General features: G+C 68.9%; 11 protein-coding genes. 1 reads left to right on the top strand and 10 read right to left on the bottom strand.

The window, feature by feature from the left end:
- Positions 1-91 precede the first annotated feature (91 nt).
- Positions 92-757, top strand: coding sequence for an AAA family ATPase (locus HDA39_RS25300; RefSeq protein WP_337925888.1), 666 nt, complete (start codon positions 92-94; stop codon positions 755-757).
- Here HDA39_RS25300 and HDA39_RS25305 read toward each other — a convergent pair.
- From HDA39_RS25305 to nuoF, 10 genes are read right to left on the bottom strand one after another with little or no spacing between them, the layout of a single operon-like run.
- A complete protein-coding gene (locus HDA39_RS25305; RefSeq protein WP_273482248.1) occupies positions 741-1,763 on the bottom strand; it encodes a polyprenyl synthetase family protein in 1,023 nt (340 codons plus the stop codon). The genes HDA39_RS25300 and HDA39_RS25305 overlap by 17 nt on opposite strands.
- On the bottom strand, positions 1,760-3,361 hold the full coding sequence (nuoN, locus tag HDA39_RS25310; protein ID WP_184799080.1) for an NADH-quinone oxidoreductase subunit NuoN: 1,602 nt from the start codon (positions 3,359-3,361) through the stop codon (positions 1,760-1,762). Before nuoN ends, HDA39_RS25305 begins: the two co-directional genes overlap by 4 nt.
- Entirely contained in the window at positions 3,358-4,881 is a 1,524-nt protein-coding gene (locus HDA39_RS25315) for an NADH-quinone oxidoreductase subunit M (protein WP_184799082.1), read from the bottom strand. Before HDA39_RS25315 ends, nuoN begins: the two co-directional genes overlap by 4 nt.
- Positions 4,878-6,749, bottom strand: coding sequence for an NADH-quinone oxidoreductase subunit L (gene nuoL / locus HDA39_RS25320; RefSeq protein ID WP_184799084.1), 1,872 nt, complete (start codon positions 6,747-6,749; stop codon positions 4,878-4,880). Before nuoL ends, HDA39_RS25315 begins: the two co-directional genes overlap by 4 nt.
- An 11-nt stretch (positions 6,750-6,760) precedes the next feature.
- Positions 6,761-7,060, bottom strand: a complete 300-nt coding sequence (nuoK, locus tag HDA39_RS25325; RefSeq protein WP_184799086.1) for an NADH-quinone oxidoreductase subunit NuoK — start codon at positions 7,058-7,060, stop codon at positions 6,761-6,763.
- On the bottom strand, positions 7,057-7,863 hold the full coding sequence (locus tag HDA39_RS25330; RefSeq protein WP_202894094.1) for an NADH-quinone oxidoreductase subunit J: 807 nt from the start codon (positions 7,861-7,863) through the stop codon (positions 7,057-7,059). The genes nuoK and HDA39_RS25330 overlap by 4 nt, the downstream gene beginning before the upstream one ends.
- Positions 7,864-7,898: 35 nt before the next feature.
- A complete protein-coding gene (nuoI, locus tag HDA39_RS25335) occupies positions 7,899-8,447 on the bottom strand; it encodes an NADH-quinone oxidoreductase subunit NuoI (RefSeq protein WP_184799090.1) in 549 nt (182 codons plus the stop codon).
- Complete coding sequence (gene nuoH / locus HDA39_RS25340) at positions 8,440-9,789, bottom strand: NADH-quinone oxidoreductase subunit NuoH (RefSeq protein WP_238356142.1); 1,350 nt, start codon at positions 9,787-9,789, stop codon at positions 8,440-8,442. The genes nuoI and nuoH overlap by 8 nt, the downstream gene beginning before the upstream one ends.
- Positions 9,786-12,215, bottom strand: coding sequence for an NADH-quinone oxidoreductase subunit G (locus HDA39_RS25345; protein WP_184799092.1), 2,430 nt, complete (start codon positions 12,213-12,215; stop codon positions 9,786-9,788). The genes nuoH and HDA39_RS25345 overlap by 4 nt, the downstream gene beginning before the upstream one ends.
- Positions 12,212-13,513, bottom strand: a complete 1,302-nt coding sequence (nuoF, locus tag HDA39_RS25350) for an NADH-quinone oxidoreductase subunit NuoF (protein ID WP_184799094.1) — start codon at positions 13,511-13,513, stop codon at positions 12,212-12,214. Before nuoF ends, HDA39_RS25345 begins: the two co-directional genes overlap by 4 nt.
- Between the last annotated feature and the right edge of the window lie 2 nt (positions 13,514-13,515).

Here is a 13,515-nt window from a genome sequence, read left to right on the forward strand (position 1 = left end):
GCGTCGTCCGGCGAAAGCCACTCTCAGTTGATTCCAAGGAAGTTCTCAGAGCTGTGCGTCACCATCGTGCAAAGCGGTGATGGGAGGTGCTGTGACGAGTACGGCGGTGGCGGCCGGGGTGTTGGCGTACCCGGCGGAGTCGGTGGTGGTGCTGGCGGGGATTCCGGGGGCCGGGAAGAGCACGTTGCTGCGGCGGGTGTTTCCGGCGGCCAGCGCGGTGCGGGTGCTGGACTCCGCGACCACGCGGGACGAGTGGCGGCCGGTGCTCGGGGGTGTGCCGTACGGCGTGTGGCGGCCGCTCGTGCACCTGACGTACTACGTGCGCGTGGTGCTGGCGATCCGGCGGGGTGGCCCGCTGGTGATCCACGACTGCGCGACCCGGCCGGTGGCGCGGCGGTTGATCGGGTGGGCTGCCCGTACGGCGGGCCTCCCCGTCCACCTGATCATGCTCGACGTGCCGGAGGAGGTCGCGCGGCGCGGGCAGGAGGACCGGAAGCGGGTCGTCCGGGAGGCCAGCATGGCCAACCACAGCCGGCGGTGGCCGGAGCTGGTCAAGCAGGCGGCCGAGGATCCTGGGCTGGTGGTGCCGGGTGCAGTGACCGCCGTGGTGCTGAGCCGAGGGCAGGCCGATCAGGTGCGCGAGATCGTCTTCACGACGGAAAGTGGGACTGCTGATCGTCACGCAGACGGACAGCAGCGGCGTGCCCGGGTAGAGGAGGCACTGCTCACTCCGGCAGGGGTCAGACCGAGCGCGTGACGACCAAGTCGCAGAGGGATTCGAGGGCGTCGCGGGCGATGCCCTCGGGGAGGCCGGCCAGGAGCTTGCGGGCCTCGTCAGCTCGACGGCGTACGTCGTCCTCGGCCTGCTGCAGCGCCGGATGCGCCCGCAGGGCAGCCAACGCCTCGGCCAGGCGGTCGTCGTCGGTGAGGTCGGCGGCCAGAAGCTCGGCCAGGCGGGCGTCCTCGGGCTTGGACAGATCGGCCTGCGCCTCGAAGATCAGCACCGGAAGCGTGGGAACGCCCTCGCGGAGGTCCGTACCGGGAGTCTTGCCGGACTGGCCGGACTCCGCCGTGATGTCGAGGATGTCGTCGGCCAGCTGGAACGCCGCGCCGATCACCTCGCCGAAGGCCCGCAGCGCCTCCTGCACCTCGTCCGACGCACCGGCGAACCGGGCCCCGAAGAGAGCGGACGTCGCGATCAACGAGCCGGTCTTGTCGGCGACCACCGACAGGTAGTGCGCCAGCGGGTCCTGTCCCTCGCCGACGCCGAGCGTCTCCCGGATCTGGCCCTCGACCAGGCGGCCGAAGGTCCGGGCCTGGATCCGGACCGCTTCCGGCCCGAGCGAAGCGACCAGGTCCGAGGCGCGGGCGAACAGCCAGTCCCCGGCCAGGATCGCGACCGAGTTGTCCCAGGCCGCGTTGGCCGTGGACGCACCGCGACGCAGCGCGGCCTCGTCCATCACGTCGTCGTGGTGCAGCGTCGCGACGTGGGTCAGCTCGACCACGACGGCCGAGTCGACGACCTCGGTGGCCTCAGGGTGAGGCCCGAACTCCGCGGCCAGCAGGACCAGCAGCGGCCGAAACCGCTTGCCTCCAGCAACCATGACGTGCTGGGCGGCCTGGGTGACGAACGGCGCCTCGGACTGGGTGGAGTCGCGCAGCGCCTGCTCGACCCGTTCCAGCCCGGCACGAACCCGGGACTCGAGCGCCTCGTCGGCGAACGCGAATCCCAGGCTCTCGGCCGGCAGCGGAGTCGGACTCAACGGATGAACTCACCCGCACGGGCCGCCAGGTCGAGCATCGGTCCGGGAACCAGACCGAGCACCACCGTGGCGGCGAGACCCAGGGCGACGGCGGTCGTGGTCTGCCACCCGGGCAGCACCACGTCCGGAGCGTCGTCCGGCAGGTCGGAGAAGAACATCAGCACGATCACGCGGACGTAGAAGAACGCGGCGACCAGGCTGCAGAGCACGGCGATCACGACCAGCGGCCACGCGCCACCGGTCCAGGCCGCGGTGAACACGGCCCACTTGCCGGTGAAGCCCGCGGTCAGCGGGATGCCGGCGAAGGAGAGCAGGAAGAAGGCGAAGATGCCGCCGAGCAGCGGCGACTTCTTGCCCAGTCCGGCCCACCGGGACAGGTGGGTCGCCTCGCCGCCCGCGTCGCGCACCAGCGTGACGACGGCGAAGGCACCGATGGTCGGGAAGCCGTAGGTGACCAGGTAGAACAGCACCGCCTGGGTCGAGGTGATCCCGTTCAGGACGCCGCTGCCGGCCTGGGCCAGCCCGATGAACGCGGTCAGCAGGAAGCCCGCGTGCGCGATCGAGGAGTAGGCCAGCATCCGCTTCACGTCGGTCTGGGTGATCGCGACGATCGAGCCGACCACCATGGTGAGGATCGCGACGATCCACATCATCGGCGCCCAGTCCCAGCGGGTCCCGCCGAGGGCGACGTAGAAGACCCGCATCAGGCCGACGAACGCGGCGATCTTGGTGCAGGCCGCCATGAACCCGGTGACCGGCGTCGGTGCGCCCTGGTAGACGTCCGGCGTCCACGAGTGGAACGGCACGGCGCCGACCTTGAACAGCAGGCCGACCCCGAGCAGACCGGTCCCGGCCAGCAGGATCGCGTCGCCACCGGTCTGGGTGGTCAGCGCGTCGGCGATGCCGCCCAGCGACATCGTGCCGGCGTACCCGTAGATCAAGGCGATGCCGAACAGCAGGAACGCCGAGGCGAACGCGCCGAGCAGGAAGTACTTCATCGCCGCTTCCTGCGAGATGAGCCGGCGGCGCCGGGCCAGTCCGCAGAGCAGGTACAGCGGCAGCGAGAAGACCTCGAGCGCGACGAACAGCACCAGCAGGTCGTTGGCCGACGCGAACAGCATCATGCCGCCGATCGCGAACATCGTCAGCGGGAAGACCTCGCTGTGCTCGACCTTGGCCGCGGTGCCCTCGCGCTCGGCCTCACTGCCCGGTACGGCGGCCGCCTGGCCGGCGAACGCCGACAGGCCTCCGTCGACCGAGCGCTCGGCGAACAGCAGCAGGCTGATGAGCGTCAGCGCGAGCAGGATCACCCAGGTGTAGAGCGCCGGGCCGTCGACCGAGATCGCACCCTCGGCCGCGACCAGCTTCTTCTCGTCGGCCATCAGCAGCACGGTCAGTACGCCGGCCACGACCACGCCGACGATCGCGATCGCGACCTGGACCAGGTGACGCCAGGTGCGCGGGAGGAACGCCTCGGCCAGTACGCCGAGGCAGGCCGCACCGAAGACCACGAACAACGGCATCAGCTCGTTGTACTCGATCTTCGGCGCGACGAAGTCCGCCAGCGGCAGAACCTGCGCCGTCAGCACTGCACTCACTTCTGTCCCTCCGTCACGGGGATCTCAGGGGCCTTGTCGGTGACGCCCACGATCTGCATCGTCGACTCCACCGCCGGCTTGATGATGTCGACCACCGGCTTGGGGTAGATCCCGAAGCCGACGATCAGCAGCACCAGCGGGGCGATCGCGAACACCTCGCGGAAGTTCAGGTCCTTCAGCTTCTCGATCCCGTCCCGCACCGGGCCCGTCATCAGGCGTTGGTACATGATCAGGATGTAGAGCGCGGCCAGCACGATACCGAGCACCGCGATCACGGCGATCACCTTGTGCTTGCTGAAGGTGCCGGCGAGCACCATGAACTCGCTGATGAACGGCGACAGCCCCGGCAGCGCGAGGCTGGACAGGCCGGCGAACAGGAACGTCCCGGCCAGCACCGGCGCGACCTTCTCGACCCCGCCGTAGTCGGCGATCCGGGCCGACCCGCGGCGCGAGATCAGGTACCCGGCGACCAGGAACAGCGCGGCCGTCGACAGGCCGTGGTTGAACATGTAGAGCGTCGACCCGGTCAGCCCCTGCGAGGTGAGCGCGAAGATGCCCATCACGATGAAGCCGAAGTGCGAGATCGAGGTGTAGGCGATCAGCCGCTTGATGTCGGTCTGCCCGATCGCCACCAGCGCGCCGTACAGGACGCTGATCAGCGCGAGCACCAGGACCACCGGGGTGGCCCACTTCGAGGCCTCCGGGAACAGGCCCAGGCAGAACCGGATCATCCCGAAGGTGCCGATCTTGTCCAGGATGCCGACCAGCAGCACCGACGTACCCGGCGTCGCCTCGGCGGCGGCGTCCGGCAGCCAGGTGTGGAACGGCACCATCGGCGCCTTCACCGCGAAGGCGAAGAAGAAGCCGAGGAACAGCCAGCGCTCGGTGTTCTGCGACATGTCCAGCTGGATCATGTCGGTCAGCAGGTACGACGGGTCGCCGGCCTTGGCCGACACGACGTACAGGCCGATCACCGAGGCCAGCATCAGCAGGCCGCCGAGGAGCGAGTAGAGCAGGAACTTCACCGCGGCGTACGAGCGCTGCGCGCCGCCGAAGCCACCGATCAGGAAGTACATCGGGATCAGCGTGGCCTCGAACAGCACGTAGAAGAGGAACACGTCGGTGGCGGCGAAGACCCCCAGCGACAGCGCCTCGAGCACGAGCAGCCAGACGAAGAAGGACTTCTCGCTCCAGCGACCGGTCTTCGCGTCGTTCCACGAGGCCAGCTGGACGATCGGGGTGAGCAGCGCGGTGAGCACCAGCAGCACCAGTCCGACGCCGTCGAGGCCGAGCGCGAAGTGCGCGCCGAAGGCCGCGATCCAGGTGTGCGTCTCCGCGTAGTCCGCCGCGCCGTTCTGGTGGTAGCCGACGGCGATCACCAGGGTCAGGACGAGCGTGAGCAGGGAGAAGACCAGGGCGACCTGCTTGGCCAGCAGGGCCTTGGCCTTGGGCACCGCCAGGGTGACCAGGGCTCCCACGAGAGGCAGGAGCAACAGATACGTCAGCCAACCGATGTTCACGACAACCTCACCGCGAGGAGGGCGACGACCACGAGAGCGGCGCCGAAGACCATGCTGAGTGCGTACGAACGGACGAAGCCCGTCTGGAACCGGCGGAGCCGGCCGGACAGACCGCCGAAGAGTGCGGCCAGGCCGTTCACCGAGCCGTCCACGCCCCGGTTGTCCAGCCAGACCAGCGTCCGGGTGAGGTACTGGCCCGGACGCATCAGGACCGCCTCGTTGAGCGCGTCGCCGTACAGGTCACGGCGGGCGAACGTGGTGACCGGCGAGACCTTGACCGGCGCCTCGCGCGGGATCTCCTGGCGGTAGCGCAGGTACCCGATGGTGGCGCCGACGAGGACCACGGCGACCGTGATCAGCGTCATCACCAGCGCGCTGACCGGCGGGTGGTGCTCCTCGTGCCCGACCACCGGCTCGAGCCAGTGCACGATCCACTCGCCGGCGAAGTACAGCGCACCGCCGCCGATGGACAGGATCGCCAGCACGATCAGCGGGACCGTCATCGCCTTGGGCGACTCGTGCGGGTGCACGTCCTCGGCCCAGCGCTTCTTGCCGAAGAAGGTCATCATCATCAGCCGGGTCATGTAGAACGCGGTGATGCCGGCCGCCAGCAGGGCGCACAACCCGATCACGAAGTTGTCCGCGAAGGCGGCCTCGATGATCTTGTCCTTGCTCCAGAAGCCGGCGAAGCCCGGGAACCCGATGATCGCCAGGTAGCCCATCAGGAAGGTCGCGAAGGTGATCTTCATCGACGTCCGCAGGGCACCGTAGTGGCGCATGTTCACGTCGTCGTTCATGCCGTGCATCACCGAGCCGGCCCCGAGGAACATGTTGGCCTTGAAGAAGCCGTGGGTGATCAGGTGGAAGATCGCGAACACGTAGCCCGCCGGGCCGAGACCGGCGGCGAGCATCATGTAGCCGATCTGGCTCATCGTCGAACCGGCCAGCGCCTTCTTGATGTCGTCCTTGGCGCACCCGATGATCGCACCGGCCAGGACCGTCACGGTTCCGACGATGACGACCGCGGTCGAGGCGACCTCGGTCTGCTCGAAGATCGCGTGCGACCGGGTGACCAGGTAGACGCCGGCGGTGACCATGGTCGCCGCGTGGATCAGGGCCGAGACCGGGGTCGGGCCCTCCATCGCGTCCAGCAGCCAGGACTGCAGCGGCACCTGGGCCGACTTGCCGCAGGCCGCGAGCAGCAGCATCAGGCCGACCAGCGTGGCCCAGGTCGACGACATCCCCTCGGCGCCGGAGTTCACCGTGGTGAAGGCCGACGAGCCGAACAGCGCCCACATGCTCATCACCGCGAGCGACAGGCCGATGTCACCGACCCGGTTCACCACGAACGCCTTCTTGGCGGCGGTGGCGGCCGAGTGCCGGTCCTGCCAGAACCCGATCAGCAGGTACGACGCCAGGCCGACGCCTTCCCAGCCGACGAACACCAGCAGGTAGTCCGCCGCCAGTACCAGTAGCAGCATCGCCGCGATGAACAGGTTCAGGTAGGCGAAGAAGCGGCGCCGCCGCGGGTCGTGCGACATGTAGCCGATCGAGTAGATGTGGATCAGTGATCCGACACCCGTGATCAGCAGGACGAACAGGATGGACAGCTGGTCGACCAGCAGGGTGACGTCGACGTGCACGCTGCCGACCGAGAACCACTCGAACAGCTTGACCGTCTCGGACCGCTCCTCGGCGCCGCTGCCCTGCATCTGGACGAACAGGACAGCACCGCAGACGAAGGAGGCCAGCGACGCCGCGGTGCCGAGCAGGTGACCCCAGGCGTTGGTGGCCTTGCCACCGAGCAGGAGGATCGCCGCCGACACCGCTGGGATCGCGACCAGCAGCCACGCGAGCTCATGACTCATCGGTGATTACCTCAGTACTTGAGCAGGTTGGCGTCGTCGACCGAGGCCGAACGACGGGTGCGGAAGATGGCCATGATGATCGCCAGGCCGATCACGACCTCGGCCGCGGCCACCACCATCACGAAGAAGGCGGCGATCTGGCCGTCGAGATTGCCGTGCTGGCGGGCGAAGCTGACGAACGCCAGGTTGCACGCGTTCAGCATCAGTTCCACACACATGAACACGACGATGGCGTTGCGGCGTACGAGAACACCCAGAGCACCGATGCTGAAGAGGATCGCCGCCAGAATGATGTACGGCTCGGTCGTCACAGCTTGTCTCCTTCGCCGTAGCCGCTCAGATCCGTGCCTTCGGGCTCGGTCGGGACCTGGTCACCGGGGTCGCCTTCGCTGATCCGGCGGACCGCGTTCACCTCGTCACGCTCCTCCGACTCGGGGAACACGGTGCCACGGGCCTGCAGGACGCGCGAAACCGAGGTCGGCGCGATCGACCCGTCCGGCAGCAGCGCCGGGGTGTCGACGGCGTTGTGCCGGGCCAGTACGCCGGGCGTCGGCAGCGGGCCGGGGTGTACGCCGTGGTCGGCGTACTTGCGGATCCGCTCCTCGGACAGGTCGCGCTGAGTCTTCTTGCGGGTCAGCCGCTCGCGGTGGGCCAGCATCATCGCGCCCATCGCCGCGGTGATCAGCAGCGCCGAGGTCACCTCGAAGGCGAACACGTACTTGCCGAACAGCAGCTGGGCGATCCCCTTCGGGTTGCCGTCCGGCTGGGCCTGGCCCAGTCCGACCGGGTCGCCGTACACGGCATTGCCGACCGCGAAGACCAGCAGTACGCCGATCCCGAGGAAGGCCAGGCCGGCGAGCAGGCGCTGTCCGCGAATCGTCTCCACCAAGGAGTCGGACGCGTCGACACCGACCAGCATCAGCACGAACAGGAACAGCATCAGGATGGCGCCGGTGTAGACGATGATCTGGACGGCGAACAGGAACGGCGCGTCCTGCGCGGCGTACTGGACGGCCAGGCAGACCATCACCGTGGCCAGCAGCAGCGCCGAGTGCACCGCCTTGCGGACCAGGATCATCGCGATCGCGGCCAGCACCATGACCGGTGCCAGCATCCAGAACGCGACCTGGCCGCCGGTGACGAGGCTCGTCACTGGTCGCCACCACCCTCGGCGGGAACCGCCGCGCCGGTCAGGCCGCGGTAGTAGTCCTTGTCGGTGGTGCCGAGCAGCATCGCGTGCGGCGGCTCCTCCATCCCCGGCAGGAGCGGCGCCAGCAGGTCCTTCTTCTCGTAGATGAGGGACTCGCGGCTGCGGTCGGCCAGCTCGTACTCGTTGGTCATCGTGAGCGCCCGGGTCGGGCACGCCTCGATGCAGAGTCCGCAGAGGATGCAGCGCAGGTAGTTGATCTGGTACACCCGGCCGTACCGCTCGCCGGGCGACATCCGCCCACCCTCTTCGTTGTCGGCGCCCTCGACGTAGATGGCGTCCGCGGGGCAGGCCCACGCGCACAGCTCACAGCCGATGCACTTCTCCAGGCCGTCCGGCCACCGGTTCAGCTGGTGCCGGCCGTGGAACCGCGGCGCGGTCGGCTTCTTCTCGAACGGGTACTCCTCGGTGAACACCTTGCGGAACATCGTCCGGAAGGTGACACCGAAACCCGCTACCGGGTCCCAGAGGGATTCTTTGACGCTAGCCACGGCTGCCTTCCTTGCTCCGACTATCAGTCTTGCTACGACTGTCCGTCTCGCTCGCGCTCGGAGTGCTGACGAGCGGTGGTGGCACGGGGAACCCGCCGGCGAACGCGTCGAAGTCGGCGTCGTCCGGCTCGGGCTCGGGTTCGGTCTTCTTCTGCGGCAGGAACATCGTGATCACCGCGACCAGCGCGACCGCACCGGCGGCCAGCAGCAGCCAGTTGCGCTGGAACTCGACCTCACGGCCGACCGCGCGCACGGTGGCGACCAGCACGATCCAGCCCAGCGAGACCGGGATCAGGATCTTCCAGCCCAGCTTCATGAACTGGTCGTAGCGCAGTCGCGGCAGCGTTCCGCGCAGCCAGATGTAGAAGAAGATGAAGCACATCATCTTGCCGACGAACCACAGCACCGGCCAGTAGCCGGAGTTCGCGCCGTCCCAGATCGAGATCGGCCAGGGCGCCCGGTACCCGCCCAGGAACAGCGTGGTGGCCAGTGCCGACACGGTCGCCATGTTGATGTACTCGGCCAGGAAGAACATCGCGTACTTCATCGACGAGTACTCGGTCAGGAAGCCGGCCACCAGCTCGCCCTCGGCCTCCGGCAGGTCGAACGGCGCCCGGTTCGTCTCGCCGACCATCGAGATCACGTAGATCACGAACGACGGGAAGAGCAGGAACGCGTACCAGCCGGGGATCGGGATCTCGGCGCCGAACAGGTTGACCGACTGGTTGGAGCCCTGCGCGGCGACGATCTCCGAGGTGGACATCGAGCCGGCGAACAGGAACACCGTCACCAGGGCCAGGCCCATCGCGACCTCGTACGAGATCATCTGGGCGCTGGAGCGCAGGCCACCGAGCAGCGAGTACGTCGAGTTGGACGACCAGCCGCCGAGCACGATGCCGTAGATGCCGATCGAGGCGATCGCCATCACGTACAGCACGGAGACCGGCAGGTCGGTGATCTGCAGCCGGGTGTAGGTGTCGGTGAACGGGATCTTCACCGTCGGGCCGAACGGGATCACCGCGAAGGTCAGGAAGGCCGGGATCGACACGATCACCGGCGCCGCGACGTAGACGAACTTGTCCACGCCCTTCGGCGTCAGGTCTTCCTTGAACATCAGCTTCATACCGTCGGCCAGCGACTGGAGCAGACCGAACGGGCCGTGCACGTTCGGGCCGACCCGGTGCTGCATCCGCGCGACGACCCGGCGTTCCCACCAGATGTTGAACAGGGTGAGCACGACCAGGAAGACGAAGACCAGCAGCACCTTGATGCCGACGACCCACCAGGGGTCGTTGCCGAACCCGGCATCCGGTACGTCGGCCATCGGGACGACGAGGCTCATGAGTTTCCTCCGGCGATGGTCACGATCGAACCGTGGTCGGCGTGCAGCGCGCGCCGGACGTGCGAGTCGGCCGAGTTCGTCGGCAGCCAGACCACGTTGTCGGTCATCGGGGTGATCGCGACCGGCAGCCGGATCGAGCCGGCGTCGGTGCTCACCACGAGCTCGTCGCCCTCGGTCACGCCGACCCGGGTCGCGGTCGTCAGCGACAGCCGGGCGACCGGCATGCGCGCGGTCGCGACCAGGTGCGGCTCACCGTCGTTGCCGCGGCTGGCGTCGATCAGCATCCGCCAGGTCGCCAGCCGGGTCGAGTCGAACGCGCCGAGCGACGGACCGGCCTGGTACGTCGGCTCCTGCGCGCGGTCGCCGTCCCAGCGGCCGAGCTCGTCGTACTCACGCTTGGCTCCGGCCGGGGTGCTGAACCCGAGCGACAGGTCCATCTCCTGGGCCAGCGCGGCCAGCGCGCGGACGTCGGGCATCGCGGCCGGCACCTTGAGCACGACTGGGAACGGCCGCTCGCGGCCCTCCCAGTTCACGAAGGTGCCGTCCTTCTCGGCCGGCGGTACGACGGGGAAGATCACGTCGGCGTGCTCGGTGACCTGCGAGCTGCGGACCTCGAAGCTGACCACGAACGGCGCGGCCTCGAGCGCGGCCAGCGCGGCCGCCGGGTCCGGCAGGTCGTCGATCTCGACGCCCGCGACGACCAGGGCCTGCAGCGATCCGGCCGAGGCCAGGATCTCGCCGGTGTCCCGGCCCGCCGCGGTGGGCAGGTTCTCGACGCCCCACGCGGCCTGCAGGTCGACCCGGGCCTGAGCGTCGGAGACCAGACGGCCACCGGGCAGCAGACCCGGAAGGCAACCGGCCTCGAGCGCGCCCCGGTCCCCCGCGCGACGCGGGATCCAGGCCAGCTGGGCGCCGGTGTCGAGCGCCAGCCGCAGCGCCGCGGACAGTGCACCGGGCACGGTCGCGAGCCGCTCACCGACGATGATCACGGCGTCCGGTCCGAGCGCGGCCTTGGCCGTCGCACCGGTGTCGCCCTGGTTCGCCAGATCGCCGAGAACCGCGGCTTCCGTCCCCGGTGTCGTCGAAACGACCACACCGTCGAGCTTTTCGACCCCTCGGGAAGCCAGCGCCGCCAGCGTGAACACCTTGGTCCCGCGGTTGCGCACGCCCTTGCGGAGGCGGAGGAACACCGTCGGCGCCTCCTCCTCGGGCTCGAACCCGGCCAGCAGCACCGCGCCGGCGCGCTCTAGGTCGGCGAACGTCGTACCGATGCCCGTACCGGCCACCGCGGCGGCCAGGAAGTCGGCCTCCTCCGGCGAGTGCGGGCGGGCCCGGAAGTCGATGTCGTTGGTGCCCAGGGCAACGCGGGCGAACTTCGAGTACGCGTAGGCGTCCTCGAGGGTCAGCCGGCCACCGGTCAGTACGGCGGCGTTGCCGCGCGCCGCGGCCAGCTTCTCCGCCGCGAAGGTCAGCGCCTCCGGCCAGGACGCCGGCCGCAGCTCGCCGTCCTCGCGGATCTGCGGGTGGGTCAGCCGGTCGCCGGTGGTCGCGTAGTTGAACGCGAACCGGTCGCGGTCGGAGATCCACTCCTCGTTGACCGCCGGGTCGTCGCCGGACAGCCGCCGCATCACCTTGCCGCGCCGGTAGTCGACGCGGATCGCCGCACCGGAGGCGTCGTGCTCGGCCACCGACGGAACCGACACCAGGTCGAACGGCCGCGAGCGGAACCGGTACGCCGCGCTCGTGAGCGCGCCGACCGGGCAGATCTGGATCGTGTTGCCGGAGAAGTAGCTCTCGAACGGCTCCTTCTCGTAGATCCCGACCTGCTGCAGCGCGCCGCGCTCGATCAGCGCGATGAACGGGTCACCGGCGATCTGCTCGGAGAACCGGGTGCAGCGGGCGCAGAGCACGCAGCGTTCGCGGTCCAGCAGCACCTCGGCGGAGATGTTGATCGGCTTGGGGAAGGTCCGCTTGACCGCGTCGAAGCGGCTCTCGCCGTTCCCGTTGGTCATCGCCTGGTTCTGCAGGGGGCACTCGCCGCCCTTGTCGCAGACCGGGCAGTCCAGCGGGTGGTTGATCAGCAGGAACTCCATGATCCCGTGCTGCGCCTTGTCCGCGACCGGCGAGGTCACCTGCGTCCGGACCACCATGTTGTCGGCGACGGTGATCGTGCAGGAGGCCTGCGGCTTCGGCATCCCCCGGCCGTTGCCGGCGTCCGGGATCTCGACCAGGCACTGGCGGCAGGCGCCGACCGGGTCGAGCAGCGGGTGGTCGCAGAACCGCGGGATCTGGATCCCGGCCTTCTCCGCCGCCCGGATCAGCAGGGTGTTCTTCGGGACCTTGACCTCGATGTCGTCGATGGTCACGGTGACGAGGTCGACCTTCTCGACCTCGGCGCCCGACGGGGGGTTGGCTTGGATGGTCATGCGGTTGCTCCAGCGGTCGCGAAGACGGTGGACGCCATCGGGTCGAACGGGCAGCCGCCGTGGGTGAAGTGCGCGAGGTACTCGTCCTTGAAGTGCTGGATCGAGCTGGTGATCGGCGCGGTCGCACCGTCGGCCAGCGCGCAGAACGAGCGGCCGGTGATGTTGTCGCTCAGGTCCAGCAGCGTCTCGAGGTCGGCCTCACTGCCCTGACCCTTCTCCAGCCGCTCCAGGATCTGGACCAGCCACCAGGTGCCCTCACGGCACGGCGTGCACTTGCCGCAGGACTCGTGCTTGTAGAACTCGGTCCAGCGCAGCACCGAGCGGACCACGCAGACGGTCTCGTCGAAGATCTGCAGCGCCTTGGTGCCGAGCATCGAGCCGGCCGCGCCGACGCCCTCGTAGTCCAGCGGTACGTCGAGGTGCTCGCTGGTCAGCAGCGGCGTGGACGAACCGCCCGGGGTCCAGAACTTCAGCTCGTGGCCCTCGCGGACCCCACCGGCCAGGTCGATCAGCTGGCGCAGCGTGATGCCGAGCGGCGCCTCGTACTGGCCCGGCCGGACGACGTGCCCGGACAGCGAGTACAGCGTCATGCCCTTGGACTTCTCGGTGCCCATCGTGCCGAACCAGTCCGGCCCGTTCTTGATGATGGCGGGAACGGACGCGATCGACTCGACGTTGTTGATGACAGTGGGGCAGCCGTACAGACCGGCCACGGCCGGGAAGGGGGGACGCAGCCGGGGTTGACCGCGACGGCCTTCCAGCGAGTCGAGCAGCGCCGTCTCCTCGCCACAGATGTAGGCGCCGGCGCCGGCGTGCACGACGACGTCCAGGTCGTAGCCGCTGCCGAGGATGTCGGTGCCGATGAAACCGGCGGCCTTGGCTTCCTCGACGGCCTGCTGCAACCGGCGTACGACGTGCAGGACCTCACCGCGGACGTAGATGAACGCGGTCGACGCGCGGATCGCGTACGACGAGATGATGACGCCCTCGACCAGCGTGTGCGGCGAGGCCATCATCAGCGGGATGTCCTTGCAGGTGCCCGGCTCGGACTCGTCGGCGTTGACGACCAGGTACTTCGGCTTCGGGTTGTCCTGCGGGATGAACGACCACTTCATACCGGTCGGGAAGCCCGCGCCACCACGGCCGCGCAGACCGGAGTCCTTGACGGCGGTGACCACGTCGGCCGGCTGCATCCGCAGCGCGGTCTGCAACGCGTCGTACCCGCCGGAGCGCTGGTACGACGAGAGCTGCCAGGCGCGGATCTGGTCCCAGTTGTCGGACAGTACCGGGGTCAGCATGG

Source organism: Kribbella italica (assembly GCF_014205135.1).
Classification (GTDB): Bacteria; Actinomycetota; Actinomycetes; order Propionibacteriales; family Kribbellaceae; genus Kribbella; species Kribbella italica.